The 25,407-nt window shown below is 61.8% G+C and carries 26 protein-coding genes; 19 read left to right on the plus strand and 7 right to left on the minus strand.

Features of this window, described 5'->3' with window-relative positions; genetic code table 11:
* Window positions 1-10 precede the first annotated feature (10 nt).
* On the minus strand, window positions 11-1,510 hold the full coding sequence (locus K0H47_RS17965) for a PLP-dependent aminotransferase family protein (protein WP_219273340.1): 1,500 nt from the start codon (window positions 1,508-1,510) through the stop codon (window positions 11-13).
* Window positions 1,511-1,587: 77 nt separating this feature from the next.
* Here K0H47_RS17965 and K0H47_RS17970 point away from each other — a divergent pair, with 77 nt between their 5' ends.
* The gene (locus K0H47_RS17970) at window positions 1,588-3,258 is read left to right on the plus strand and encodes a M24 family metallopeptidase (protein WP_219273341.1); all 1,671 of its coding nucleotides are present in this window, start codon (window positions 1,588-1,590) and stop codon (window positions 3,256-3,258) included.
* A 76-nt stretch (window positions 3,259-3,334) separates the two neighbouring features.
* Here K0H47_RS17970 and K0H47_RS17975 read toward each other — a convergent pair whose 3' ends face one another.
* Both K0H47_RS17975 and K0H47_RS17980 read right to left on the minus strand, forming a co-directional pair.
* Window positions 3,335-4,273, minus strand: a complete 939-nt coding sequence (locus tag K0H47_RS17975) for an alpha/beta hydrolase (RefSeq protein ID WP_219273342.1) — start codon at window positions 4,271-4,273, stop codon at window positions 3,335-3,337.
* Window positions 4,274-4,365: 92 nt separating this feature from the next.
* Window positions 4,366-5,577: an MFS transporter gene (locus tag K0H47_RS17980; RefSeq protein ID WP_219273343.1), complete on the minus strand. Its 1,212-nt coding sequence runs from the start codon at window positions 5,575-5,577 to the stop codon at window positions 4,366-4,368.
* Between the two features lie 175 nt (window positions 5,578-5,752).
* Here K0H47_RS17980 and K0H47_RS17985 point away from each other — a divergent pair, with 175 nt between their 5' ends.
* The 6 genes from K0H47_RS17985 (at window position 5,753) to K0H47_RS18010 (ending at window position 11,548) form a co-directional block, all read left to right on the plus strand.
* Window positions 5,753-6,655 carry a LysR family transcriptional regulator gene (locus K0H47_RS17985; RefSeq protein ID WP_201142548.1) on the plus strand — a complete coding sequence of 301 codons (903 nt, stop codon included), beginning with the start codon at window positions 5,753-5,755 and terminating at the stop codon, window positions 6,653-6,655.
* A gap of 285 nt (window positions 6,656-6,940) precedes the next feature.
* The gene (locus K0H47_RS17990; RefSeq protein WP_063031836.1) at window positions 6,941-7,630 is read left to right on the plus strand and encodes a GntR family transcriptional regulator; all 690 of its coding nucleotides are present in this window, start codon (window positions 6,941-6,943) and stop codon (window positions 7,628-7,630) included.
* 22 nt (window positions 7,631-7,652) lie between these two features.
* Window positions 7,653-8,330 (plus strand): DUF2848 domain-containing protein, encoded by a 678-nt coding sequence (locus K0H47_RS17995; protein WP_063031838.1) that lies wholly within the window; start codon window positions 7,653-7,655, stop codon window positions 8,328-8,330.
* A gap of 6 nt (window positions 8,331-8,336) precedes the next feature.
* Entirely contained in the window at window positions 8,337-9,677 is a 1,341-nt protein-coding gene (locus K0H47_RS18000; protein WP_219273344.1) for an amidase, read from the plus strand.
* A 149-nt stretch (window positions 9,678-9,826) separates the two neighbouring features.
* Complete coding sequence (locus K0H47_RS18005) at window positions 9,827-11,164, plus strand: MFS transporter (RefSeq protein WP_219273345.1); 1,338 nt, start codon at window positions 9,827-9,829, stop codon at window positions 11,162-11,164.
* A gap of 6 nt (window positions 11,165-11,170) precedes the next feature.
* Window positions 11,171-11,548, plus strand: a complete 378-nt coding sequence (locus K0H47_RS18010) for a LysR family transcriptional regulator (RefSeq protein WP_242488320.1) — start codon at window positions 11,171-11,173, stop codon at window positions 11,546-11,548.
* 108 nt (window positions 11,549-11,656) lie between these two features.
* Here the strand turns inward: K0H47_RS18010 and K0H47_RS18015 are convergent, their stop codons facing one another.
* Complete coding sequence (locus K0H47_RS18015; protein WP_219273346.1) at window positions 11,657-12,889, minus strand: MFS transporter; 1,233 nt, start codon at window positions 12,887-12,889, stop codon at window positions 11,657-11,659.
* 64 nt (window positions 12,890-12,953) lie between these two features.
* Between K0H47_RS18015 and K0H47_RS18020 the strand changes: the two genes are divergently transcribed.
* The 7 genes from K0H47_RS18020 to K0H47_RS18050 all read left to right on the plus strand — a co-directional run bounded on the left by K0H47_RS18020 (window position 12,954) and on the right by K0H47_RS18050 (window position 17,555).
* The gene (locus K0H47_RS18020; RefSeq protein ID WP_177071639.1) at window positions 12,954-13,949 is read left to right on the plus strand and encodes an AraC family transcriptional regulator; all 996 of its coding nucleotides are present in this window, start codon (window positions 12,954-12,956) and stop codon (window positions 13,947-13,949) included.
* A 210-nt stretch (window positions 13,950-14,159) separates the two neighbouring features.
* Window positions 14,160-14,609, plus strand: coding sequence for a MarR family winged helix-turn-helix transcriptional regulator (locus K0H47_RS18025; RefSeq protein ID WP_219273347.1), 450 nt, complete (start codon window positions 14,160-14,162; stop codon window positions 14,607-14,609).
* 27 nt (window positions 14,610-14,636) lie between these two features.
* A complete protein-coding gene (locus K0H47_RS18030) occupies window positions 14,637-15,200 on the plus strand; it encodes an isochorismatase family protein (RefSeq protein WP_219273348.1) in 564 nt (187 codons plus the stop codon).
* A gap of 2 nt (window positions 15,201-15,202) precedes the next feature.
* Window positions 15,203-15,532, plus strand: coding sequence for a hypothetical protein (locus K0H47_RS18035; RefSeq protein ID WP_219273349.1), 330 nt, complete (start codon window positions 15,203-15,205; stop codon window positions 15,530-15,532).
* Between the two features lie 5 nt (window positions 15,533-15,537).
* Entirely contained in the window at window positions 15,538-16,752 is a 1,215-nt protein-coding gene (locus K0H47_RS18040) for an MFS transporter (protein ID WP_219273350.1), read from the plus strand.
* 247 nt (window positions 16,753-16,999) lie between these two features.
* On the plus strand, window positions 17,000-17,371 hold the full coding sequence (locus K0H47_RS18045) for a hypothetical protein (RefSeq protein ID WP_219273351.1): 372 nt from the start codon (window positions 17,000-17,002) through the stop codon (window positions 17,369-17,371).
* 4 nt (window positions 17,372-17,375) lie between these two features.
* Window positions 17,376-17,555: a DUF1289 domain-containing protein gene (locus K0H47_RS18050; RefSeq protein ID WP_081253191.1), complete on the plus strand. Its 180-nt coding sequence runs from the start codon at window positions 17,376-17,378 to the stop codon at window positions 17,553-17,555.
* A gap of 18 nt (window positions 17,556-17,573) precedes the next feature.
* On the opposite strand, the gene K0H47_RS18055 is transcribed toward K0H47_RS18050, so the two are convergent.
* The 3 genes from K0H47_RS18055 to K0H47_RS18065 form a co-directional block, all read right to left on the minus strand.
* Complete coding sequence (locus K0H47_RS18055; protein WP_219273352.1) at window positions 17,574-18,446, minus strand: DNA/RNA non-specific endonuclease; 873 nt, start codon at window positions 18,444-18,446, stop codon at window positions 17,574-17,576.
* Between the two features lie 155 nt (window positions 18,447-18,601).
* Window positions 18,602-19,321 (minus strand): tRNA (adenine(22)-N(1))-methyltransferase TrmK, encoded by a 720-nt coding sequence (locus K0H47_RS18060; protein WP_177071634.1) that lies wholly within the window; start codon window positions 19,319-19,321, stop codon window positions 18,602-18,604.
* Between the two features lie 78 nt (window positions 19,322-19,399).
* Window positions 19,400-20,308 carry a bifunctional oligoribonuclease/PAP phosphatase NrnA gene (locus K0H47_RS18065; RefSeq protein WP_177027253.1) on the minus strand — a complete coding sequence of 303 codons (909 nt, stop codon included), beginning with the start codon at window positions 20,306-20,308 and terminating at the stop codon, window positions 19,400-19,402.
* 101 nt (window positions 20,309-20,409) lie between these two features.
* Here K0H47_RS18065 and K0H47_RS18070 point away from each other — a divergent pair, with 101 nt between their 5' ends.
* From K0H47_RS18070 to K0H47_RS18090, 5 genes are all read left to right on the plus strand, one after another.
* Window positions 20,410-20,916, plus strand: coding sequence for a GNAT family N-acetyltransferase (locus K0H47_RS18070; RefSeq protein ID WP_219273353.1), 507 nt, complete (start codon window positions 20,410-20,412; stop codon window positions 20,914-20,916).
* An 86-nt stretch (window positions 20,917-21,002) separates the two neighbouring features.
* Entirely contained in the window at window positions 21,003-21,893 is an 891-nt protein-coding gene (locus tag K0H47_RS18075; RefSeq protein ID WP_063031864.1) for a bestrophin family protein, read from the plus strand.
* Between the two features lie 128 nt (window positions 21,894-22,021).
* Window positions 22,022-23,524, plus strand: a complete 1,503-nt coding sequence (gene proP / locus K0H47_RS18080) for a glycine betaine/L-proline transporter ProP (RefSeq protein WP_063034023.1) — start codon at window positions 22,022-22,024, stop codon at window positions 23,522-23,524.
* A 123-nt stretch (window positions 23,525-23,647) separates the two neighbouring features.
* Entirely contained in the window at window positions 23,648-24,076 is a 429-nt protein-coding gene (locus K0H47_RS18085; RefSeq protein ID WP_003207924.1) for a DUF2231 domain-containing protein, read from the plus strand.
* Window positions 24,073-25,365, plus strand: a complete 1,293-nt coding sequence (locus K0H47_RS18090) for a sorbosone dehydrogenase family protein (protein WP_177009645.1) — start codon at window positions 24,073-24,075, stop codon at window positions 25,363-25,365. Before K0H47_RS18085 ends, K0H47_RS18090 begins: the two co-directional genes overlap by 4 nt.
* Window positions 25,366-25,407 lie beyond the last annotated feature (42 nt).

Raw genomic sequence — 25,407 nt, forward strand, 5'->3', positions numbered from 1 at the left:
GCCGGCATCATTATTTAGCCGCTTCCCCAATCGCCCGCGCCGCCTGAGCCAAGCGCTGCGTGGCGGCGCGGATTTCCTCCGGGTTGAGCGAGGCGAAGCCCAGGCGCAAGGCATTCTCGGGATGATCAAAGGGTGAACACAGGCGACCGCTGCGCACCACCAGGTCCAGCTCCAGGGCTTTTTCAGCCAGTTGATTGACGTCGATTGAGTCGCAGAACCTGACCCACAACGCCAGCCCGCCTTCCGGCTCCTGCACGGCTATCTGCTCGCCAAACGCCTCCAGCAAACAACTCAGCAGTGTCTCCCGCCGCCGACGGTATTCCTTGGATACCCGACGCAGATGCTTCTTCAACTCGCCATCGTTGATCAGGTCCGCGAGCATCCGCTGCATGACGGCATCGCCCTGGCCCAGGCTCACCGCCGCCGTGCGCTCGAGCACTTCGATGAGGTTCGACGGGGCAACGATATAGCTGCAACGGAAGGTACTGCCCAGGGACTTGGACAGTGAGCCGATGTAGATCACGTGACGCTGCGCGCTGTCGCTGGCCAGGGGCAAATAGGGCCGTCCGGCAAAGTGGTACTCGTGGTCGTAATCTTCCTCGATGATGCAGAAATCATGCAGTCGGGCCAATTCCAGGAGTTGCTGGCGACGCCCGGCACGCAGGCTGACGGTGGTAGGAAACTGGTGATGGGGCGTGACATACATCATCCGCACGTTGTGCCGGCGGCATAGTTCGTCGAGCTGGTCGACCCGGCAACCTTCGTCGTCCAGGTCCACGGTCACCAGTTGCGCGCCCAACTGGCGGAAAATCTCCCAGGCCGGTGGGTAACTCAGGCGTTCGACCACCACCACATCACCGGGTTTGAGCAGCGCGCTGGCGGTCAGGTACAGCGACATCTGCACGCCTTGGGTCAGGCAGATCTGCTGCGCATCGACATTCAGGCCGCGATTGTGGCGCAACATTTCCGCCAGGGCGTTGCGCAGGTACTGGCCGCTGCCTTCGGTGCCATGGCGCACGGTGTTGGTGGTAAAGCTGTTGCGCAAGGCGTTGCGGTAATAGCGATGCAGGACGGCTTGGGGCAGCAGACGATGGTCACAGGCGCCATTATCGAAAAACAGCGCGCCCGGCCGGTGTTGCAGTTTTGTCACCTGCTCGCCCGGGGTGAAATAGGCAGCCGCGGGCACGTCCCGCAACGCGGGGGCAAACGACTTCGGCGCACTGGCGGCAGTCACCGCGCCTGTCGCCAGTTGCGTACTGACGAAAGTGCCGCGACGTTGAATGCTGACCAGCCAGCCTTTGGTCACCGCCTCCTCGTAGGCAAGGATTACCGTCTTGCGGTTGACGTCCAGCAGTTGCGCCATTTCCCGCGTGCCGGGCAACAGCGTTCCGGGGCGCAGGCGGCCCTCGGCAATCGCGCTTACCAAGCCCTCGACGATTTTCCTGTAGGACGCCTGCGGCTGCGCCCCATCGAGTTTGAGCAGCGGGCGCCATTTGCGAAGCTGGACCATATGAATTATCCAAATCTGGAGGTTCTTCTGGTCCTAGTCTAACGCAACAATCGAACCTCAATTGCCCCGAGGTGTTTATGCACAACCGCCATGTCGTTGAATTGTTGCCCTCGGGCAAATCCTTCGAAGCCGCCGACCAATTGCTGCTCGACGCCATGCTGGCCAGCGGTCTTGCCGTCCCCTTCTCCTGCCGGCGCGGCGCCTGCGGGTCGTGCAAGGTCAAGGTGGTGTCGGGCGAGTTCCGCGAAAAGGTGCTCACACCCGACACCCCGGCGCCCTCCTACCCACTCGCGGCTGACGAGATGTTGCTGTGTCAGAGCCATGCCTGCAGCGACCTGCGCCTGGAAATTCCCGGCTGGTCGCTGGACACGCCAGCGCTGGCAGTCAGCGCACAGGTGATCAGCAAACGCGCGTTGAGCGCAGATATCGTCGAGCTGGTGTTGCTGACCGCCCAGCCACTCGACGTCCGGGCCGGCCAATACCTCAGGTTTCGCCTCGACGATGGCGACAGCCGCTGTTTCTCCGTCGCCAATCTGCCCGCACAGGATCAAGGCCGGTTGGTGTTTCATATTCGCCAGGTCCCCGGCGGGCTATTTTCCGAACGCATCCTGCCGACCCTGCAAGTGGGTGACGCAGTGAAACTCGAAGGCCCCGTAGGCGCCTGCACCTGGCAACACGACGATGAGCGCCCTGTTGTGCTGTTCGCCACCGGGACCGGTTATGCCGGCATCAAGCCCTTGTTACTGACGGCCCTGGCCCGCCAGGCCGAAGTCACCCTGTATTGGGGGAACTCGTCGCCGGCAGACTTCTACGACGCTGAGTTTCTTGAGCGAGCCAGCCAGGCACATCCACGCTTTCACTGGCATCGAGTGCAGTCGGTAGACGCCCGAGTGCAACAGGTCGCGCTGACACAGCCCCACCACTGGGCGGAGAGCCAAATCTACGCCTGCGGCAACAGCAAGATGATCAGCCAAGTCCGCGAAACCTGCCTGGCAGCAGGCGCCCAGGCTCACCGTTTTGTCGCCGAAGCCTTCGTTCCCAGCGGTGCATTGACCCAGGCGGAGTCGCTCAACACAAGGCACCCGGTACTGGAAAAAGTCGGCCCACGCTACTCGCTGGACGGCATGCTCGCTGCCCGCGAGCAGACGGTCAGAGCCCTGGCCGCCATCGCCGACCAATTGAAAGTCGGCATGACTACGGCGCAAGCCCTCGACATGGCCAGTCAAACCTTGCAGGCCATGGGCGCGTCCCACACCTGGCACCCCACCTATATCCGCTTTGGCGACGACACCATCCGCACACCGCGCCAAGGCATCGACCCACAACGCAAGCTGCGCGCCACCGACATCGCCGTGGTCGACCTTGGCCCGGTGTGGGATGGCTATGAAGGCGATTATGGCGACACCTTCGTCTTCGGCGAGCACCCGTTGCATGACGCTTGCACGAAGGCCCTGCATGAAGTGTTCGACGAAACCCGCGACGCCTGGCACCACGGGCTGACCGGACGCGAGCTGTACGACTTCGCTGAGGGTAGCGCCCTCTCCAAGGGCTGGCGCCTTGAGCGCAACCTGGCCGGACACCGCATCGCCGACTTCCCGCATGCCCTTTTCGGGCAGGACAAGCTGGCTGAGGTCGAGATCGTACCGAGCGAGATGGTCTGGGTTTTGGAGATTCAGCTGTGCCATCCCACCCAACCGATCGGGGCGTTTTTCGAGGATATTTTGATTGGCGAGGCCAACGCGGTCTAGTCGGGGGTGGTGCGGTTGGCAAACTGAAGTGCTGGTACTTATCCGGCCAGCAACGGGCGCCCGTCCGGAATGTGCCTCATGCCTGGCTTTTGTCGGCTGCGGTCTCGACGTGCCGGTGGAGAAACTCGACCTGCGTGCGTAACACGTCGGCAAAACCTTCTCCGCCTTCGTAGACGTCATAGTGACCACCAGCGCTGCGGAATAATTCAGCCCGTGGTGCATTGCGTGCAACCTTGAGCGCAGCCGGCACTGGCGCGATTGAGTCTGACTCCGGAACGACGAGCAGGAAGGGAACGCGCACTGACGCGGCGCGGCGCACGGGTCGGCGCCACGAGAAACTCAGCAATGACCGCGCGGCCACCCGGTTATGCCATGGCGTCCCATCCTTCGGCGTCATGAGCCTTTCCCCGAACAAACCGTCAGGTGTGGCACCGATGGACAGTTCCCCGGGTTTGCCGTGACCGGGAATGTAGATCGGCTGGCGGCCCACCAGGGCGCCGAGAACATCGAGCAGCGCCAACCCGAACAGACGGACTCCAAGTTTGGGCGGGGCCATGATTGCTGCGGCCAAGCCGTCCGTGAGTGGCGCCTGAGTGATTGCACCTGCCAGGCGAGTGTCCGAAGCAGCCAGTTCGACGACATGCATACCGGCAAACGATGTGCCCCAGATAATTACCTTGCGGGGATCGATGTAGGGCTGGTCAGCGGCCCAGCCGATAACCGTTGCATAATCCTCGCGCTGGCGCGGAACAGAGAGTACTTCCCGTGGTTGCCCATCGGAGCCGCCGAAGTTGCGGTAGTCAAAGGCGATGGCGACGAATCCCTCCTCGCGAAAACGCTTGGCGAACGGGGCCAGCCCGCATGCTTTGATCGCGCCGATGCCGTGGGCCATCACCACCACGGGATGGGGGCCAGTCCCTCCGGGCAGGTAGACCCACGCTTCGATCTCGTCACCTGACGCAGTCGGAATTCGGACAGTGATGCGCTCGAGGGCGTTGTCGGTGAGGGTTGTCATGATCGTTACCTTCCAGTCATTACTATTGGCGCCAACTGTGCTGCAACAGCACGCGACGCTCCGCCTGCTTCGATATGGCTACTCTCTCGTCATCATGGTGACGCCGGGAGGCCCTTACACACCGTTTCGCGGTACTCGCCGCCACCACGACGTGCCAATTGCAAGAGCAGCACCACGAGGCCCAGAACCGAAATCAACGCGCCCGCGAGGCCGGTGTACGAAATGCCCAGCGTGGCGAGCGTCGCGCCGCCTACCCACGAGCCCAGCGCGATACCGCAGTTGAACCCCGCGATGTTCAGCCCGGCGGCCACACCGTGGGCGTGCGGCGCATGCAGCTCGGCGACACCGATCAGGCGGGCTTGCAGGGCCGGCACTGCGGCGAAGGTGAACATGCCCAGCAGCCCGACGAGGATGCCCATCGCGATCGTCGACGACGCGAAACCCCACATACCCAAGGCGATGAACGTAATGCCGGCGATCAAGGCTACGCTTGTGCGGTTTACCCCGAACCGGTCGCTCAGTGCGCCGCCAATTACGTTGCCGGTTGCGGCGAGCAAGCCATAGACGAGCATGAAGACGCCGACGGTGTGGCTGCTGACCTGAGTCACCTGGGTGAGTAACGGGGCGATGTAGGTATAGGCGGTGAACGAGCCAGCATAGCCGAGGACGGTCACGAGGGCCGCGAACAGCAGAACTGGGTTAAAGATCGCTTTAAAGGCTTGACCCACGGAACCGGCACCTTCCCGACCCTGAGCCTCCGGTGGCTCCTTCATGCCTAGCAGCAGGCCAAGGAAGCCCAATGCACCGAATGCCCCAATTGCGCCAAGCACCGGGCGCCAAGAGATCACGCCACCCAGGTATGTGCTGACGGGTACACCAATCGCCATGGCAAGGGTGAAGCCGCCAAACACCACCGCCACCGCGCTACCTGCCTTCTTCGGGCCGGCAAGGCGCGCCGCCGTGCTGGAAGCCACCGCAAGGAACAGGCCGTGCCCCATGCCTGCCACGAAGCGCGCAATCAGCAGGGTAGAAAGGTTCGTCGCAAAAGCAGCAGCCACGCTACCGACGGTGAAGACCAGAACAGTCATCAGCATGACCCGCTTTCGCGACCACCCTGCCGTCAGGGCCGTCAGGAATGGGGCGGCGAAAGTTGCACCCAGTGCATAGGCGGTCACAGCGCTACCGATCTGATTGACATCGATATTCAGGTTGTGGGCCATAACGTCAGTCAGGCCGATAGGGACGAATTCGGCAAGGCCCAGTGCGAATGCACTGAGCGAAAAGATATAAACGACAAATGGCATGACGGATCTCTCGAACGGCAGGTGGTCGGAGCGAAGCCCGACGGATACGAAATTTTAGAGAATTGCCTGAAATTGAAAAAATTATTATTCTTTGGCCTTCGGATAAATATTTTTATGGCTTGAGTCGACGCTATTTTCTGTAGTGAGAGCGTGACAGCCAGGACGCGATGACCTCATGAGCCATCTGGATCACCTTCGTACTTTCATTGAGGCCTATCGGCTGCAGTCGTTTACCCGCGCGGCAGAGGCGCTTGGTATTACTCAGCCGGCGGCGTCCCAGCACATCCAGGCATTGGAGGCGTTTATAGGCAAGCCCCTGTTCGTGCGGCGCGCCCGCGGCGTTACAGCGACAGAGGCGGCCGATGAGTTGGCGCGCGCGATCGGGCCGATGCTTGACGGCCTGCAAATGCGGCTGGCCTCCTACCGCCTGGGTAGCGAGGGCGGCGGCACTGTGCATATCGCCGGGCCCTCCGACTTCATCAATGCGAAGGTCGCTGCGGGGCTGGCGCCATTGATGACTCAAGGTTTCCGGATCCGCCTGCACACCGGCAACCGGGAGCGCATATACAGCCTGCTTAATGCCTCGACTGCCGACCTGGCTATCACCGCTTCCATGCCAGATGAACATTCGCACGGGTTCGCCAAGCTGCTCACCGAGCGCTTTCTGCTGGTGCTCGCGCCGCAGATTGCCGGCTTGCTTGGCAAACGCCCGACCGCGGAACAGTTGTCGAATCTTCCGCTCATCGCTTATGACGAGGACCTGCCATTGATCCGGCCGGTGTGGACAGCCATGTTCCAGTTTGCGCCCACGCTGCAGGCGGCGCTGACCGTCCCGGATCTTCGCATCATCCAGGACCTGGTCATCAAGGGCCAGGGCTGGAGCGTGCTGCCTGACTATCAATGCAACGAGGCGCGGGAGTCGGGACGACTGGTTTCGATCACCCCTGAACAGACCGCGCCCACCAACACTCTGTACCTGGTGTGGAACAAAGCCTCGATGCGCAATCCACGCATCGTGCATGTGCGCGATTTCATCCTTGGGCTTTTCAGCGAGAGCACCAATTTGCGCAGCGTGTGAACAACGCAGGTAGTCGGCAGCATTATCGTCCTTGCTCATTCGGCTGGAGCAACTGGCCTGCATCACTAGGATTCCCGCCCCTCAGTCACACAAACATCGGGCGCCGGGGTACCAAATCCGGGCACAACGGTAACAAGTAACACCGCACAGCCTATGCCCGAAAGCGCCTCTGAATCTCTACAACCCTCATCAGCCGTGGCTCTTCGCCAGTTTTCGGAAAAATGGCATAGCCCTTGCTTCATTCTGAAAATCATCTGATATATCAGATGATTTTCAGGAGTGGATATGTCCGAACCGACCACCTTCATCAGCCATCACCCAACCACGGTGGCTCCCACAAAAAGCGCAGCGCAACTGCGTGAGCTGGCCTATGCCCAAATCAAGCAGCGGATTATCAGCTGCGAGTATCGCCCCGGCGATGCGATCAACGAGGCGCAACTGACCGCTGCGCTGGGCATTGGCCGAACCCCCATCCATCAAGCGCTGCACCGCCTGGAAGTGGAAGGCATGGTCACGATCATGCCGCGCAAAGGCGTGATGGTGACGGCCCTGTCACTCAACGATGTACTCGACATGATCGAAGTGCGCGTGAGCAACGAACAGCTGTGCGTCAAGCTCGCGGTAGAGCGCGCCAAGGACACTGACATCCAGGCCATGCGCGACATCCTCGAGCGCACCCCTGCCCTTTTAGCCAAGCACGACGTGGCCGGGCTGATGTCGCTGGACCTGGAGTTTCACATGTCGATATCGGCCGCCGCCCACAACCGCGTGCTGGCCGAGTTGCTGCGCAACCTGCACGAAAAACAGGCGCGTTTCTGGTACCTGACCCTGTCGGAAAACCATCACAGCGAACGCATCTACCACGAACACCTGCAAATCCTTGAAGCGGTGGAGCAGCGCGACGGCACCGCCGCCATCGCCGCGATCCATCACCACATTGACGATTTCCGCCGCGCAATCATGCGCACGCTTTGATCACTCACTACGAGCACTTTTCATGACTCAAATGACTTTCCATGTCGTCGGCCAAGGCGAACACCACGCCAGCATCAAACACCTGATCATCGCAGGCTGGGCGGGACGTAACAGCGAAGCGGTGGAACACCATATTGCCGAACTGGAAGCGCTGGGCGTACGCCGGCCCACCCAGGTGCCGTGCTTCTATCGCGTGTCCGCCAGCCTGTTGAACAACGCCGAGACGATTCAGGTGCCGGGCAAGGATTCTTCCGGCGAGACCGAGTTCGTACTGATCCCAAGCGACCAAGGTTTGTTGATCGGCCTGGGCTCAGACCACACCGACCGCAAGGTCGAAAGCTATGACGTTACCGTGTCCAAGCAGATGTGCGACAAACCCATCGCCCAGCAGGTGTGGCGCTACACCGAAGTCCAGCCGCATTGGGATCACCTGGTGATGCGCACCTGGCGTGTGCGTGATGGCGTGCGAGCGCTGTATCAGCAGGGGCCGGTGACCAACCTGCTGGCGCCGGAAACGTTGCTGGCGAAACTCAATAACAACGCCGCGCTGCCTGCCGATACGGCAATGTTCTGCGGCACGCAGTCGGTGATCGGCGAACTGGGTTATGGCGAAGCCTTCGAAATGGAACTGTTCGACCCCATCCTCAACCGCAGCCTGCGCCACCAGTACGGTGTCGAGCCGCTGCCTGTCGCCGAGTAACTCACGATGACTGAGATTGCAGCGTTTGCCCATGCCCTTGCCGAGGGCCGCACCACCAGTGAGGCATTGGTCAATGACGCGTTAAAGCGCATTGCCGCGCATCGCGCCGCAGGCGGCATGGCCTATATCAGCGTCGACGCCGACAGCGCCCTGAACGCTGCGCGGGCCAGCGACCTTGCGCGCGCATCCGGCTATGTGCCGTCGGCGCTGGCCGGGCTGCCCGTGTCGATCAAAGACTTGTTCGATTTGGCCGGGCAGGTCACGGCGGCCGGCTCGCAATTACTCGCCGATACGCCGCCCGCCCGCCACGATGCCGTGGTCGTCGAGCGCCTGAGGGCGGCCGGTGCGATCTTGCTGGGCCGCACCAACATGAGCGAGTTTGCCTTTTCCGGCCTGGGGTGGAACCCCCACTACGGCACGCCGCTCACACCGTGTGCAGACGGGCGCATCGCTGGCGGCTCCAGTTCCGGCGCCGCCGTGAGCGTGGCGCTGGGCATGGCGGTGGCGGGCTTGGGCACTGACACCGGTGGCTCGATCCGTATCCCCGCAGCCTTCTGCAACCTCGTCGGTTTCAAACCCAGCGCCAGCCGTGTGCCGATGAGTGGCACCTTCCCGTTGGCCGCCAGCCTGGACTCGGTCGGTGCACTGTCAAACAGCGTCGCCGACTGCATCCTGCTGGACCAGATACTCAGCGGCCAATCGCTGGATACCCGCGCCGCGCCGTTGGCCGGGCTGCGCCTGGCGGTCACCCGCGACGTGGTGCTCGATCAACTGGATGCCACCGTGGCGGCAGCGTTCGAACGCAGCCTGGACCTGCTCGCCAAGGCCGGTGCAAGTATCCGCTGGTTCGACTTCCCGGAGCTGCACCAACTGCCGCGCATCAATGCTGCAGGCGGGCTCACGGCCGCCGAAGCCTGGCAGGGCCATCGCCAGTGGCTCGAGGGCGACCGCAGCGAGGCTTACGACCCACGCGTTGCGCAACGCATACGCCGCGGCGCGGCCATCAGCGCAGCCGATTACCTGGACATCCAGGCCGAACGCCAACGCCTGATCAGCGTAGCGCGTGAACGCATGGGTGACGCCGATGCGTGGTTGCTGCCGAGTGTCGCGATAGTACCGCCCAAGCTTGCCGACCTGGCGGATGACGCGGCTTTTTTTGCCACCAACGGCCTGGTATTGCGCAATACCAGCGTGCTGAATTTTCTGGACGGCTGCGCCCTGAGCCTGCCTTGCCAGCGCGGCGACGAACTGCCGGTAGGCTTGTCGATTGCCGGCCTGCATGGTCAGGACGCACGGGTGCTGCAAGTGTCTCGCTCAATCGAGGCGCTGTTACGAGAAAACACGTAATGCGCTAGCGCTGAACCAGCGGCAGGCACGACCTGCCCTGGCTCACTTATTGGCTCACAGCAAAAACTCCACGGCGGCCGCCCGTGCGCCCGCACTCGCCTGCCAATCGGCTTGCGCACCCCATGCGCAACGAATTGACGAGACAACTTATGAACCCAAGTAACGCAACTTCATCGCTGGAACTGGACCACTCGCCGATGTCCGACGACGTGGCTGTTGTGTACCGCAAGATCGCCTGGCGGTTGCTTCCGTTCCTGGTATTCCTCTTCGTATTGGCCTGGATCGACCGGGTCAACGTCGGTTTCGCCAAACTGGCGATGTTGCAGGACCTGGGCTTCAGCGAGGCCGTCTATGGCCTGGGCGCCGGGATTTTCTTCATTGGTTACTTCTTCTTCGAAGTACCCAGCAACCTGCTGCTGGAAAAAATCGGCGCGCGGCGCACACTGGCCCGCATCACGATAATGTGGGGCCTGACGTCCATCGCCATGGCCTACGTCGAAAGTGCCTGGTCGTTCTACGTGCTGCGGTTTCTGCTCGGTGCGTTTGAAGCGGGCTTTTTCCCGGGTGTGGTGCTGTACCTGACCTACTGGTTTCCGGCGGCGCAACGCGCAAAGATCAACGGCATGTTCATGACCTCTTTCGCCATCGCTGGCGTGGTCGGCGGCCCACTGGCCGGGTTTATCATGAGCCACATGGTCGGCGTCGGCAGCCTGTCCAACTGGCAATGGCTGTTCATTCTCGAAGGCATTCCCTCGGTGATCGCAGGTGTCCTGGTACTGCGCTACCTGCCGGAAAAACCTATCAATGCCAAGTGGCTGAGCCCGGCACAACGCACGATGGTCAGCGACACAATCGCCCGCGAAGACCAGGCTCCCGGCAAACACAGCGATCTGCGCTCGCTGATTCGTTATCCCAAACTGTGGCTGTGTGCCCTGGTGTATTTCTGCCTGGTCAGCGGCAACGCGACCATTGCGTTCTGGACCCCGTCCGTCATCAAGGCGCTGGGGGTGGATGACACCATGCGCATCGGCCTGCTCTCCTCGATACCGTTCATATTGGGCACCGTGGCGATGCTGTGGAACGGTTTTCACTCCGACAAAACCTCTGAGCGCCGCGTGCATTGCGCCATGGCTGCGCTGCTCGCCGGGCTAGGGCTGATTGGCACCGGATTGTTTATTGGTAACGCCGTCCTGGCATTGATCGCCCTGACCATTGCGGCCATGGGCATCCTCGCAGCGTTCCCGGTGTTCTGGTCGATTCCCGGGGCCTTTTTGGCCGGTACCGCAGCCGCCGGAGGCATTGCCTTGATCAACTGCATCGGCAACCTGGCGGGGTTCGTGGCGCCCTACATGATTGGCTGGCTGAAAACCCTGACCGGCAGTTTGGCTGCCGGCCTGTATATGGTGGCCGCCTTTGAAATACTCGCAGCCGTGTTGCTGCTGGTGCTGTTCAAAGGGATCAAAGTCAGCAAATCATCGGTTCAGTGAGCAGGGATGATGATTGAAATTAACACGCACACTTCACCGGCGAACCCACCGCTTGTACCGCTCCATGCGCTGTGGTTTTTTGAGGCCGTGGCTCGCCAAAAAAGTTTCACCAAAGCGAGCCATGTGCTGGCTGTCACACAAAGCGCCGTCAGCAAGCAAGTCAGGAAACTGGAGAAAAGCTTGGGGCTTGAGTTGTTTGAGCGACGCTGTACTGAGGTCACCCTCACGCAGGCCGGTACGACGTTACTGGCCTGTGTTCAACCGATGTTGGTGTCGCTGAACCAGACGGTGCAGGCGCTTACTCAGGAAGCCCCGCTTGAATCCGGGGGGCAAAAATGTCGAGGAATTCGTCCATGCCAGTCTCACCGAGGACCACGGCTTTAGCCCCTCCGGCCGCAATGAAGGTTACATCGATGCTGCCCAGGACTTAGGCACAGCAGGCCGATGGCTTCTGGATGATTTGACTCGCCGATTTGCCAGTACACCGTCTTTTCAATGATGAAACGCCGGCCCCGCCTCTGCACCTTGTGGAGGCGCTTCTACCTTCACCCTCAACGCAATCAACACTGCCGCCAGCAGCATCAAGATACCTGCCGCGACAAACACACCGTCGATACCACTGAAGCTGAACATCGCACCGCCCGCCGCGGCACCCGCTGCAATCGCAGACTGCACCGAAGCCACCACCATGCCGCCGGCACTTTCGGCCTGATCAGGCACTGCCCGTGCAACCCAGTTTGACCAGGCCACCGGCACGCCGCCAAACGCCAGGCCCCAGAGCATCAACAACCACACCTGGCCCGTCACCGTCGCCGGCAACAGCGCCAGGGCGAGTGCTGCCACACCGACCAGGGCCGGCATCAACACCAAGGTGCCGCGCGGCAGACGCACCAGCAGCCACCCGGCCAGCAGCGTGCCGGCGAAGTTTGCAACGCCGAAACCCAGCAACATCAACGCCAGCCCTTCGGCGCCGACGCCGGTGGTGCTTTCCAGGAATGGCCGGATGTAGGTGAATAACGCAAAGTGTCCGGTATGCACCAGCACACATCCCAACATGCCCACGGCAATGCCTGGACGCAGCAGCACCTCAAGCACAGTTTTCAAGCGTGCCGTCCGGCGGGGTGCAAGTGGCGGCAGGGTGAATAGCTGGAACACCAGGGTCACGCCGCCCACTGCAGCGGCTGCGAAAAACGCGCTGCGCCAGCCGTACAGCCCACCCAAAAAGCTGCCCAGCGGCACCGCCACGACAGTGCCCACCGCGATGCCGCTGAAGATGATCGACAAGGCACGCGGCAGCAACGCCGCCGGCACAAGCCGCATCGCCACCGCCGCCGCCATGCTCCAGAAGCCACCCAGTGCGATGCCCAACAGGATACGCATCAGCAGCAACACCGTGAGGCTCGACGAGACCGCCACCAGCAGGTTGGAACAGATCATCAGTGCGCTGAAGCACAGCAACACCACGCGGCGGTCGATCCCGCGTGTCAGGCCTGGCACCAGCAACCCGGCGAACAAGGCGACCACCGCCGTGACCGTCACCGCCTGCCCTGCCAAGGCTTCCGAAACACCCAGCTCGGCTGCCATCGGCGTCAACAGGCTGGCCGGCAGGTACTCCGCCGTCAGCAATCCGAACACGCCCATCGCCAACGAAAACACCGCCATCCAGGCCGGCGTCGCGGGCGCTACATCTGCACCGGTTACGGCGTCACACACACAACTGCTCATCACGGTCATCCTTCAAAAGTTATTGCGACCGGCAGTCTAGGTGCGACGATTGGGATGATCTATGATGCAAAATCTCGAATCCTTTACCGAAACCCCGGAAATGATGCCCACCGATCCGTTCGACCAGTCCTCTGACCTCATCAACGAACTGCTGCGCGGCATGCGCCTGCGGGGTGTCGAGTACCGGCGTATCCAGACTGGACCGGCGTTTGGCCTGGGCTTCCCGGCCAAGCCCGGACACGCCTATTTCCACCTTATCGCTGCCGGTTGCGTCACCCTGCGTACCGAGGACGGCACCCTGTATGAACTGACGCCAGGCAATGCCGTGTTCATCTCCCATGGCGGTGCCCATCAGATACTCTCCAGCCCGGACGTGCCGGTACAGGACATCGACAGCTTCAACGCGGCAGCCCTCGGTGATGCGGTGTGTGCCGTGGATGCCCGGGCCGATGTGGCCGTGACGCAAAGCGCCCTGCTCTTCAGCGGCTGCATGGAGTTTGAACTGGGGAGTTTGCACGGCCTTGGCCGCCTGATGCCGGACCTGATGCTGATCGACGCCAAGGGCCAGCGTTATCCGGGGCTGATGCCGATCCTGGCGGCCATGGAGCGTGAAGTCAGCAGCGCCCGCATTGGCTTCGCCGGCATCCTGGCGCGCCTCGCTGAGGTGGTGGCGGCCATGGTAGTTCGGGGTTGGGTTGAATGTGCGTGCGGGAATGCGTCCGGCCTGGTGGCGGCGTTGCGCGACCCACGCCTGGCCAAGGCCCTGCTGGCGTTGCATCAGCAACCCGGGCGCGATTGGACGGTGGAGGAGCTGGCAGCGCAATGTCATACCTCACGCTCGGTGTTCGCCCAGCACTTTCAAACCACCATCGGCACGCCACCGCTGCGCTACGCCACCGAACTGCGGATGCGCCTGGCCAGCCAGTGGCTGACGCTGGAACGGCTGCCGATCGAAACCGTGGCGCAGCGCCTTGGCTATAACTCCCAGGCGGCGTTCAGCCGAGCGTTCAAGCGCGTTACCGGGCAGCCGCCGGGGGCCAGCCGGCGACAGGCGAGCTAAGGGAGGCGGTGGTGTCAGGATCTGGAAGGCCAGGCTGGCCACCGTAAAGGCCGAAATTCGCAAGCTCACGGGCGAGACACCCGATGAATACCGTAAGGCAAACCTGGGGTAGCCATTTTGTCGGAGCTTTGCGGTTAGAGCCGAATTTATGACAAAAAATTCATACAGCTAAACTGTACAGTTTTTCTGCATGCATGCTAACGTCCGAGCATGAACAAGCCTTCCATCACCTCCGAAAACCAATCCGCCGCCCTGGCCGCCGAGCTTCGCATCTCCTTGGGCAAGCTGATACGCCGGCTGCGGGAACAGACCCATCCCAATGATTTCACCTCGGCCCAGAAGTCGGTGCTGCTGCGCCTGGACCGTGACGGGCCCAGCACTGTATCGGCCCTGGCCCGGGCGGAGAGCGTGCGGCCGCAGTCCATGCGCATCACCGTGGCCGGGCTTGAGACCATGAAAGCGATCAGGGGCAAACCCGATCCCAGCGATGGGCGGCAAACCCTGATCGAGCTGACTCCCCGCTTTCGTAAACACCTGATCGCCAGCCGGGCAGCCAAGGATGATTGGCTGCAGCGGGCGCTGCAGGAGCAACTGTCTGCCGAAGAACAAGCTGAACTCGCGGCAGCGGTAAAGCTGCTGGAGCGCCTCGCCGATTTCTGAACCTCCCCACCCGTTCGAGGACATCCCATGGCCGTCACCTTGCTGGATCCCAACACCGCGCTGATCATCGTGGACTTGCAGAAAGGCATCGCCGAATATCCGTTCATCCACCCCATCGGCGGCGTGGTGGAACGCTCCCGTGCACTGCTCGAGGCTTTCCGCGAGCGCGGCATGCCGGTGGTGCTGGTCAACGTCACAGGCTTCGCCCCCGGGCGCACCGAGCGGCCACGGCGCAGCGATGTATTTCCACCGGGATGGGCCGACCTGCTGCCCGAACTCGATCAGCAACCCGGCGACATTGGGGTGACCAAACGCACCTGGGGCGCCTTCGCCAGCACCGATCTTGAGGCGCAGTTGAAGGCCCTCGGTGTCACCCAGGTGGTGATCACCGGGGTTGCCACCGGGACCGGCGTGGAGTCCACCGCGCGCCAGGCTTACGAGGCCGGCTTCAACGTGACCCTGGCCGTCGACGCCATGACCGACGCGAACGCCGAGGCCCATCACTACAGCCTGAACCAGGTATTCCCGAAGCTGGGGGAAACCGGCACGGCGCAAGACATCATCGGTTTGCTTGAAACAAGGGGTGCGTGACGATGCAATGGCATGAGCTGGTGTCTTACTTCTTCGGCGGCGTATTGCTCGCCAACGCGCTGCCCCATTGCGTCAGTGGTTTGATGGGGCAGTCTTTCCAGACGCCGTTTGCCAAACCGCGCGGCCAGGGGCGGTCTTCCTCGACGCTGAATGTGCTCTGGGGTTTTCTCAACCTGGTGATCGGCTACGTGCTGGTCTGCCGGGTCGGGGATTTCGACCTCAAAAGCACCGCTGATGTGCTCGCCCTCGGGCTTGGGGCCTTGGCGCTGAGTGTTTTCCTGGCGCAGCATTTCGGGCGCTTCAATGGTGGTAATCCCTCAAGGCCGGTGTGAGTTCGATGGGCATTTTCCGCTCGCTGCGCAGCGTCAACTACCGCATCTGGGCCGCCGGCGCCCTGGTGTCGAATATCGGCACCTGGATGCAACGCACGGCCCAGGACTGGCTGGTGCTGACCCAGCTCACCCCGCATAACGCCTCGGCCGTCGGCATCGTCATGGCGTTGCAGTTCGGGCCGCAATTGCTGTTGCTGCCCTGGACCGGCTTCGCCGCCGACCACTACGACAAGCGCAAGCTGCTGATCGTTACCCAAGGCGTGATGGGTGTGCTGGCGCTGATGCTGGGGGTGTTTACCCTGACCGGCATCGTGCAGCTGTGGCACGTGTATGTGTTCGCGTTTTTGTCCGGCTGCGCCTCGGCGTTCGATGCGCCGGTGCGGCAGATTTTCGTGGCGGATCTGGTGGGCGAGGCAGACTTGTCCAACGCCATCGCGCTCAACTCCACCTCGTTCAATATGGCGCGCATGATTGGCCCGGCGGTGGCCGGCGTGACCATCGCGTCGGTGGGCACCGGCTGGGCTTTCCTGCTCAATGGCGCGAGCTTTTTCGCGGTGCTGGCGTCGCTGTTTCTGCTGCGGGTTTCCGGGCTGCACACCCGCCTGCGGGCGCTGCGCACCAAGGGCAGCCTGACTGAAGGCCTGCGCTATGTGTGGGCGCGGCCGGACCTGATGGCGATCCTGATCATGCTGTTCTTGATCGGCACCTTCGGCATGAATTTTCCGATCTTTATCTCGACCATGGCCGTCACCGTGTTCCACGCCGATGCCCGTGGCTATGGCCTGCTGACGTCGACCCTGGCCATCGGCACCATCGCCGGGGCCCTGATCGCCGCCGGTCGCGAGCGGCCGCACTTCAAGTCGCTGCTTTACGGCGCGCTGGTGTTCGGAGTGGGTTGTACCCTGGCGGCGATTGCCCCGAATTACTGGCTGTTCGCCGGGGCGCTGGTGATCATCGGCGTGGGCGCCCTGACCTTCAGCAACACCACCAACAGCCTGATGCAACTCACCACCGAGCCCGCCATGCGCGGCCGGGTGATCGCCCTGCGAGTGGGCGTGGCCCTTGGCGGCACACCGATTGGAGCACCGATAGTGGGTTGGGTGGCCGACCACCTGGGCCCACGCTGGGCACTGGCAGTCGGCGCCGCCTCGGGCATCCTGGCCGCCGGAGTGGCGGTGTACACCATGACGCACAAGCTGGATCGGCCCAAAAATATCTGATGGGCAACACAGCTCCCACAGTTGATCTTCGCAGGCTCGCACAGTTGATCGTTCCCACGCTCTGCGTGGGAATACATCCTGTGACGCTCCGCGTCACCATTGCGCAGGACTTGAGCCTTGCATCGTCAGCTGGACGCAGAGCGTCCGAGGCGGCGTTCCCACGCAGAGCGTGGGAACGATCACCTCGACAGCTCCCTCAGTTGATCTCTCGCGTATCATCACCCTCCTCGCTCCTCAAGGAATCCCCATGTCTTCAACCAAACGCGACAGCGCACGCATCGAGCGTCGCCTGGTCGCGACCCTGACCGAAGCCTGTGAAATCGCCAAGGCGGAAATCACCGGCTTCGACTGGCTGACCCACGAAGTCGACTACCAGGCCTTTGCACAAAGCCTGGTGGTCATCTGGGTCTTCGATACCCGGGCAAACAGGGAACTGGCCCTTTCAACCAGGCTGGACCTGCGGATGCGCGAGCTGACAGCCACGGCGTTGGAAGACGCCGGCGTGGATCTCCCCTCTTCAGACCGCTACGTGCGCTTCGACTCCGAAGAAGAATGCCGCCTCCAGCATGGCGGCGATTGGCGCCTGCGCCTGGTGAAACGGTATGCCGTGAAGGGATGATGCCTTGGCTAAAGATATCGAGAATCCATGTGTCTCAACCTGCCAGCTCAGTGGTGAGCTGTGCGTCAGCTGTGGACGCACCAAGGACGATATTCGCAAATGGAAAAAGATGAAGCGGCCAGAGAAGATGGCCGCTGTGCAGCGCGCAACGTTGCGGTTGAAGGCGTTGAAAAAGGGCAAGTGACACCAACACGTCAAGCCATCAAGTACGGCCCACCGAACCGGTAACCGGCAAATTCCCCAGCAGCTTGAGACCGGTAGTCTTCACAAACGTTTCGTAATCCATCGGCTTCTGGATACGGGTTTCAGCGTTGGGCAGTACATACGCCCAAGCCCGCTTGGACGACACGTCATACACCAGCTTGAACAGGCGAGTCGGCACCCAGACCTTGTTGTCGCCAATGGTGCTGTAGCCAGGGTCAAACAACGGGCCGGTGAACACGAACACGTTGCCGTCGGCGCGCTTGGCAAACTTGCGCACGTCCGCCTCGACCTTGCTCCAGATCTTGCGATTGTTGGTCGGTTCCTGGGGCACCATGTTCGACAGTGCGAAGGATTGGGCCATGGCGTTGGTGCTCGGCGCATCGGCGGCCGGGGATTGATGGCCACGGTCCACCGCCGGGTGTTGGCCACGGTAGTCGCTCAACTCGGCGCGCGCGCCCTTGGGAATGCGCGGGTCGGGGTAGAACTGGTTGGTGCGTTCTTCGCCTTTGGCGTCCTGCAACTGGCGGGCATTCAGGCGTTCGACCACTACCAACGGGGTCTTGCTGGTTTGCGAGTACAGCACCGCAAAATTATCCGAGCACAGCGCCAGGGGTTTCAGGGTGGCCGGCACCGTGGCCGTGTTGATCGGTTGCGCGGACGGGAACAGATCGGCGCAGCCATCGAAGGAAGCCCGTTGCTGTTTGTTTGAATAGAGATTTAGAGCGGCACTCTGGCTGATGGAACCCGAGCGGGAGGTGTGTTGCTGATGCTCGGCAGGCAGCTTGATGAGGTCCAGCAGGCCACGGGCTTCTGCCCCGGTGGAGAGCAAAACAAGGGCTGACAGCCCAACTGCAATTTTGCGTAGGTGCATGGGTTAAATCTTCAAATGGTAGGGAGGAAAAACGTAAGGCGAGGCCCGATTTACAGGGTCAGATGGGGGCAGTGGCTGATCACTTTGCGGCGAGCATTCTGTCATTGTCCTTGATCAAAAATACCAATGCGGAGCCGGCCGGCTCCGTGCGGGGCTTATTGACCATCACTATTCACATTAGTGCTGAGCAGCTCGGTAATCCACCGCGCCTGCTGGGCAACCTCTCGCACCTTGTCCTCGGGCACCGCCTGCCGCGCCTGGGCAAAGTCGCTGAGGGTCTGCTGTTTGTGGCGCAGGATGTGCTGCCACTTGAGCAGGAATTCCGGGCGGCGCGCCTGCATTTGCAGCGGGCCGAAGTACAGCTCCTCGGCGGTATAACTCACCGGCCCGGCGCGCTCGGCAACGATGATTTCGTAGAAGAAGCGATTCTCCCGCAGCAGCTCTTCGCACACGATGCGGTAGCCGTTTTCCATCAGCCATTGGCGCAACGGTTGCTCACCGCCGTTGGGTTGCAGCACCAGGCGCTCCTTGCCGTTGAGGCGTGCCTTGTCACTGTCGAGGATGTCGCGGATCGTCTCGCCGCCCATGCCGCAGATGCTGATCGCGGTGATCCCGTCTGCCGGCTCGATCGCCGCCAGGCCACTGGCCAGGCGCACGGTGATGTGCTGCTCCAGCTCGTTCTCGCGCACCGTGCGCTCGGCTGCGCGGAATGGCGTCAAGGCCACCTCGCCCGCCACCGCCGCCGTGATGGCGCCACGACGCATCAACGCCACCGGCAGGTAGCCGTGATCAGAGCCAATATCCGCCAGGCGCGCCTCGGCGGGTATATGGGCCGCCACGCGCTCCAGGCGCATGGACAATGTGTGTTCGTTCAACTGCCGTTCCTTTTCGGTAATACCCTGGCCATTGTATTGCGGGTTGACCAAAGAGGAACGTCACTTTGGTGAGCGCCGTCAATCAGTGGCCGCCAGCCTTACCAGTTCCTTGCGCAACAGCGAACGCTCCAGCACCGCCATCCCGGCCTGCCAGTCAATGGCAAGCAACTGGCTCACTTTTTCCTGGCTGACCTTGGGCTCAGCCAGGAAATAGCTTTTGCACTCACGGATGCTGATGATATTCACCAGCCAGTCCTCACCCTGGGCTGCCAACCAATGAACCATGGTCGAGTGATGCTTTCGGATCAGCGCACCGGCATCCCACACCGTCATCTGCGCGAAAACCTGCGGCAGTTTGCTGTCGGCTTTCAGCCACTTCATGTCACCCGCCAACGCGCCTGTCAGGTCTGACTCGATAGTGGCCTGGCACTCATGGAAATATCGCTCAGGCCAGTCCACCGCGAGTTTCGCCCGCAGCGCCAGGTTTTCATAAGCCCGAACATCCGCCGGGGTGGTCAACTGCCCACTAAAGTTCAGGGTATTGTCCAGGATTGCCGTGGCCAGCAACGCGGCACTGTGTTCACTGATCAGTGGCAGCAAACCGGCCGCCTCCCAACGCAGGAACACCTGCGTCGCCGCCGCGCCAATGGATCGGATATCGGCGTGAGGTCCGAGTTTCTGCGCCCAATAGGTTTCAAACCCCGGGTGATGGTCAATCACCTCCACCACCTGATCGAGCACGACCACCGGGTCGAAGTGGTGGAAGTCAGAGATATCCACCAACACAAACTCATCACCGGGCTCGGGCCGGTAGTCATCCAGTGACGATGGCCAACCGAGCACGGTCCTGGAGATGCTGGCATTCAGCGGAGCACTGCTGACGGCACGCGCCTCGACACCCTGGCGATTCAACAACTCGGCGTACGCAATGCAACAAGCGTACGCATCGATGTCCAGATACGCCGAACCGGAGGTGACTACCCTCATCGGAAGAACTCCATGATTTCATATTTTTGGCAGGCAAATTTCACACGCCTTTATGACGAAAACATGACTAAATGCACAGAACAACCCGGGAGATTTGAGCAATGACGTCATTTCGCGTTCGCGAGCTGAGCAGTACGGACACTGAAGCATTGCTGGCCTTCGAAACCCGTAACCGTGAGTGGTTCGAGTCGCATATCGAGGCGCGCGACCCTTCGTTTTACTCGGTGCAGGGCGTCGCCGAGCATATTGACGGTTATCTATCTGGCCTGGCCACCGGCGCATGGCACCCGTTCGTGATCGAAGACGCCAGCGGCGAAATCGTTGGTCGCGCCAATCTGAAAAGCATCGATTCACCGAAGGGCTCTGCCGAAGTCGGTTACCGCGTGGGCGAGCGCTCGTGCGGGCAAGGGCTGGCAACCCTGGCGCTGAAGCATCTGATCCACGAGGCACAGGCGCGTTGGGCACTCAAGCAATTGGTGGCGTACGTGTACCCGGAGAATGTCGGCTCACAAAAAGTCCTAAGCCGCTGCGGTTTCGTGCCTGAACAGCCCGCACCGGACGGCATGCCCCACAGCGAAAAACGCTTCGTCCTGTCGCTTCAAGCCTGAACACGCAGCACCCCGGCGAACCTTTACCCGGTAAACACCGTCCGAGCTAGGGCATTGATGTTTACTGCTCGCCGCGAGGTTTCCGTTTGAAAGCTGCCATCATCAAAAAATACCGCCTGATCATCAAGACCATGGGCTATGTAGGCTGGGCGCTGTTCTGGCTGTTGCTCTGGGATATCGCTGTCACCGTGGACTTCATGCTGTTCCTCAACAGCAAGATCAACCTTCCGCTGATGCCACTCACCCTGCTCGGCTCGGCGCTGGTGGTGCTGATCAGTTTCCGCAACAGCAGCGCCTATAACCGCTGGTGGGAAGCACGCACGTTATGGGGCGCGATGGTCAACAATTCCCGCAGCTTCGCCCGGCAAGTACTGACGTTGCTGGATGACCCGGACAATGAGGTCAACCCGATAAAGTCGACCTTGCTGCGCCGTCACGTGGCGTATGTGAACTGCCTGGCGGCGCACTTGCGAGGCCAGCCTTGCCCGGAGGAAATCCGCGCCTTCCTGCCGGCCGACGAGTTCGCCCGCAGCACCAGTACCAATAACTTTTCCAACGACATCCTCAACGGCTCCGCCGCCCTGTTGGCCCAGGAATACAAGGCCGGGCGCCTGGACAGCATTCGCCTGGCGCGGCTGGAATCGACCCTGGTGGATTTGTCCAACAGCCAGGGCGGCATGGAGCGCATCGCCAACACGCCGCTGCCCTACCCTTACGTGTATTTCCCACGGCTGTTCATTTCGCTGTTCTGCCTGATCGTGCCGGTGGGCCTGGTGGAATCCCTGGGCTGGTTCACCCCGCTGGCGTCCACGGTGGTGGGTTTCATGCTGCTGGCCATCGAACGCATCGGCACCGATTTGCAAAGCCCGTTCCGTGACAGCGAGCACCAGATCCAGATGGAAGCCCTTTGCGAAACCATCGAGAAAAATCTGCAGTCGATGCAGCGTGATTCCCTGGGGGGCGAGCGGATCCGTTAATCCTTGCCGGGCCGTTAACAAAAAAATCCAGCCAACGGTGAATTATTCAGTGTCCGCATGTATCTGACCCATTAAGCGCATGCCACCAAAACAGTGGCATCGAAATGGACCTGCGGCTGAGTATTCCCATGAAATCACGCAAGAAAACCGTCAATCCGATTGGATTGGATGACATCACCATCGTCGACGACGCCAAGATGCGCAAGGCGATCACCGCCGCTGCGCTGGGCAACGCCATGGAATGGTTCGACTTCGGCGTATACGGCTTTGTCGCCTATGTACTCGGCAAGGTGTTCTTCCCCGAGGCATCCCCCAGCGTACAGATGATCGCCGCCCTGGCGACCTTCTCGGTGCCGTTCCTGATTCGCCCGTTGGGCGGCCTGTTCTTCGGCCGGCTAGGGGACAAATACGGCAGGCAAAAAGTCCTGGCAGCGACGATCGTGATCATGTCCCTGAGCACCTTCGCCATCGGGCTGATCCCCTCCTATGACTCGATCGGCATCTGGGCACCGATCCTGTTGCTGCTGGCCAAGATGGCCCAGGGCTTCTCGGTGGGCGGTGAGTACACCGGCGCGTCGATCTTCGTCGCCGAATACGCCCCGGACCGCAAGCGCGGCTTCCTCGGCAGCTGGCTGGACTTTGGCTCCATCGCCGGCTTTGTCCTCGGCGCCGGTGTAGTGGTGTTGATTTCGGCGGTGATCGGCGAAGAGGCGTTCCAGTCCTGGGGCTGGCGCCTGCCGTTCTTCCTCGCGCTGCCGCTGGGCATGATCGGGCTGTACTTGCGTCACGCCCTGGAAGAGACACCCGCCTTCCAACAGCATGTGGAACAACTCGAACAAGGCGATCGCGAAGGCCTGGCCGGCGGCCCGAAAGTCTCGTTCAAGGAAGTCGCCACCAAGCACTGGCGCAGCCTGATGACCTGTGTCGGCGTGGTGGTGGTGACCAACGTCACGTACTACATGCTGCTCACCTACATGCCGAGCTACCTGTCGCACAACCTGCACTACAGCGAAAACCACGGCGTGTTGATCATCATCGCGATCATGGTCGGCATGTTGTTCGTGCAGCCGATGATTGGCTTTGTCAGCGACAAGATCGGGCGCAAACCCTTCATTCTGTTCGGCAGCATCGCGCTGTTCTTTCTCGCCATTCCGGCGTTCATGCTGATCAACAGCGGCAAGCTCGGGCTGATTTTCTCGGGGCTGCTGATCATTGCGGTGGTGCTCAACTTCTTTATCGGCGTGATGGCGTCCACCCTGCCGGCGATGTTCCCTACCCACATCCGCTACAGCGCGCTGGCCAGCGCCTTCAACATCTCGATCCTGATTGCCGGCCTCACGCCAACCGCCATGGCCTGGCTGGTGGAGACCACCAACAACCTGTACATGCCGGCCTATTACCTGATGGTATTCGCCGTACTGGGGCTTTTCACCGCCCTGACCATGAAGGAAACCGCCAACAAACCCCTGCGCGGCGCGGCACCGGCGGCGTCGGATATCGAGGAAGCCAAGGAGCTGCTGCAGGAGCACGAAGACAATATCGAGCAGAAGATCGAAGATATCGACGCGCAAATCGCCGAGCTGGAAGCCAAGCGTGAAAACCTGGTGCAGCAACATCCACGCATCAACTGACGCAACATATTTGGAAACGAATCGCGGGTGAACTAACGCGCAAGCAGCACGCTCCTTCCTTAAGCGCAGTCAGCGCGGCCCTGATGAGCCTCATCAGGGCCGCTCAACGATAAGGAGCCGCCCGTGACCGACACCACCACCCTCACCTACCGCTGCACGCCTGGCCCGCTTCATGCGACCTTGCTGGCCGGTACCGTCCCGCTGTTTCTCGGCGCCCTGCTGAGCGACATTGCCTACTACCAGACCTACCAGATCCAATGGAGCAACTTCGCCGCCTGGCTGATCGCCGGCGCCCTGCTGTTCTGCGGGCTGGCGGGGTTGTTTGCACTGGTCAACCTGCTGCGTGCCGACCGCAAGGCCGGGCGCCCCACGGTGTACTTCCTGCTGTTGCTGGTGACCTGGGCGCTGGGCCTGGTGAATGCCTTTGAGCATGCGAAGGATGCCTGGGCCGTGATGCCTTCGGGCCTGGTGTTGTCTGCCGTCGTGACCCTGCTGGCCTGCGTGACCACGTGGGTCGGGCTGACCAACCTGCGCTCGGGAGGTGCCCAATGAAGCCTTCCAGCACGCTGACCGTTTTAAGCATGGCGATGTTGTTGAGCGCCTGCGGTGGCGAAGCCGACAGTACTCAGGCTCGCGGCCCCGACCCCAAGCTGCCGGAACCCCAGCGCGGCCTGTTGCCCAGCATGAAGATCGCCGAACCGGTGGCCTGGGCCGAGCAGAAACCTACGGTGCCCGAGGGGTTCAGCATCACGGCCATCGCCACCGACCTGCGGATCCCGCGCCAGACCCTGGTGCTGCCCAACGGCGACATTCTCGTCGCCGAAGGCCGGGGCGGCAACGCAGCGAAACTCAAGCCCAAGGATGTGATCGCCAGCGTGATCAAGGCCGAGGGCAACACCAAGGTCAAGGGCGGCAATCGCCTGACCCTGCTGCGCGATGCCGACGGTGACGGCACCTACGAGTTGAAAACCGTATTCGCCGAAAACCTCAACGCGCCCTACGGACTGGCCTTTGCCGACGGCAAGCTGTACGTGGCGAACCAGGATGCGCTGGTGCGCTTCGACTACGAAGACGGCCAGACCAAGGCCGGTGGCCCGCCCACCACCGTCACCGAGCTGCCCGCCGCGATCAATCACCACTGGACCAAATCCCTGGCGATCAGCCCCGACGGCCGCTCGCTGTATGTGGGCATCGGGTCCAACAGCAACATCACCGAACGCGGCATGGAGGTCGAGATCGACCGGGCGATGGTCTGGCAGATCGACGCCGCCACCGGTGCCCACAAGCCTTATGCAACCGGCTTGCGCAACCCGACGGCATTGACCATTCAACCGGGCTCCGGGCAGGTGTGGGCGGTGGTCAACGAGCGGGATGAACTGGGGCCGGACCTGGTGCCGGATTACCTGACCTCGGTGCGCGAAGGCGAGTTCTACGGCTGGCCCTACAGCTATTGGGGCCAGAACGTCGACACCCGCGCCCAACCGCAGAACCCGGCCAAGGTCGCCGCCGCGATCAAGCCGGATTACAGCCTGGGTTCCCACGTCGCCGCGCTGGGCGTCGATTTTTCCATCCCGGCCATGGGCGAGAAATATGCCGACGGCGTCTTCGTCGGCGAGCACGGCAGCTGGAACCGGGACAATCCGGTGGGCTACAAGGTGATCTTCGTGCCGTTCAGCAATGGCCGGCCTGCCGGTGAGCCGCTGGACTTCGCCACGGGTTTCCGCGGGGACGATGGCAAGACTCGCGGGCGGCCGGTGGGGGTCACTGTTGATCCGAAGGGTGCGCTGATCATTGCCGATGACCTGGCCAACACGGTGTGGAGGGTGACGCGCAATAAATAAGGCCTGAAGCGGCCGATGTGGTTGCCTTCCTGTGGAGCGCGG

Source organism: Pseudomonas sp. Xaverov 83, from assembly GCF_019352905.1.
In the GTDB taxonomy this organism is placed as follows: domain Bacteria; phylum Pseudomonadota; class Gammaproteobacteria; order Pseudomonadales; family Pseudomonadaceae; genus Aquipseudomonas; species Aquipseudomonas yamanorum.

Excerpts from the sequence above, each read along its gene's own strand:
- K0H47_RS17965 (WP_219273340.1), bottom strand. The coding sequence starts at position 1,510 with ATGGTCCAGCTTCGCAAATGGCGCCCGCTGCTCAAACTCGATGGGGCG.
- K0H47_RS17970 (WP_219273341.1), top strand. The coding sequence starts at position 1,588 with ATGCACAACCGCCATGTCGTTGAATTGTTGCCCTCGGGCAAATCCTTC.
- K0H47_RS17975 (WP_219273342.1), bottom strand. The coding sequence starts at position 4,273 with ATGACAACCCTCACCGACAACGCCCTCGAGCGCATCACTGTCCGAATT.
- K0H47_RS17980 (WP_219273343.1), bottom strand. The coding sequence starts at position 5,577 with ATGCCATTTGTCGTTTATATCTTTTCGCTCAGTGCATTCGCACTGGGC.
- K0H47_RS17985 (WP_201142548.1), top strand. The coding sequence starts at position 5,753 with ATGAGCCATCTGGATCACCTTCGTACTTTCATTGAGGCCTATCGGCTG.
- K0H47_RS17990 (WP_063031836.1), top strand. The coding sequence starts at position 6,941 with ATGTCCGAACCGACCACCTTCATCAGCCATCACCCAACCACGGTGGCT.
- K0H47_RS17995 (WP_063031838.1), top strand. The coding sequence starts at position 7,653 with ATGACTCAAATGACTTTCCATGTCGTCGGCCAAGGCGAACACCACGCC.
- K0H47_RS18000 (WP_219273344.1), top strand. The coding sequence starts at position 8,337 with ATGACTGAGATTGCAGCGTTTGCCCATGCCCTTGCCGAGGGCCGCACC.
- K0H47_RS18005 (WP_219273345.1), top strand. The coding sequence starts at position 9,827 with ATGAACCCAAGTAACGCAACTTCATCGCTGGAACTGGACCACTCGCCG.
- K0H47_RS18010 (WP_242488320.1), top strand. The coding sequence starts at position 11,171 with ATGATGATTGAAATTAACACGCACACTTCACCGGCGAACCCACCGCTT.
- K0H47_RS18015 (WP_219273346.1), bottom strand. The coding sequence starts at position 12,889 with ATGAGCAGTTGTGTGTGTGACGCCGTAACCGGTGCAGATGTAGCGCCC.
- K0H47_RS18020 (WP_177071639.1), top strand. The coding sequence starts at position 12,954 with ATGCAAAATCTCGAATCCTTTACCGAAACCCCGGAAATGATGCCCACC.
- K0H47_RS18025 (WP_219273347.1), top strand. The coding sequence starts at position 14,160 with ATGAACAAGCCTTCCATCACCTCCGAAAACCAATCCGCCGCCCTGGCC.
- K0H47_RS18030 (WP_219273348.1), top strand. The coding sequence starts at position 14,637 with ATGGCCGTCACCTTGCTGGATCCCAACACCGCGCTGATCATCGTGGAC.
- K0H47_RS18035 (WP_219273349.1), top strand. The coding sequence starts at position 15,203 with ATGCAATGGCATGAGCTGGTGTCTTACTTCTTCGGCGGCGTATTGCTC.
- K0H47_RS18040 (WP_219273350.1), top strand. The coding sequence starts at position 15,538 with ATGGGCATTTTCCGCTCGCTGCGCAGCGTCAACTACCGCATCTGGGCC.
- K0H47_RS18045 (WP_219273351.1), top strand. The coding sequence starts at position 17,000 with ATGTCTTCAACCAAACGCGACAGCGCACGCATCGAGCGTCGCCTGGTC.
- K0H47_RS18055 (WP_219273352.1), bottom strand. The coding sequence starts at position 18,446 with ATGCACCTACGCAAAATTGCAGTTGGGCTGTCAGCCCTTGTTTTGCTC.
- K0H47_RS18065 (WP_177027253.1), bottom strand. The coding sequence starts at position 20,308 with ATGAGGGTAGTCACCTCCGGTTCGGCGTATCTGGACATCGATGCGTAC.
- K0H47_RS18070 (WP_219273353.1), top strand. The coding sequence starts at position 20,410 with ATGACGTCATTTCGCGTTCGCGAGCTGAGCAGTACGGACACTGAAGCA.
- proP (WP_063034023.1), top strand. The coding sequence starts at position 22,022 with ATGAAATCACGCAAGAAAACCGTCAATCCGATTGGATTGGATGACATC.
- K0H47_RS18090 (WP_177009645.1), top strand. The coding sequence starts at position 24,073 with ATGAAGCCTTCCAGCACGCTGACCGTTTTAAGCATGGCGATGTTGTTG.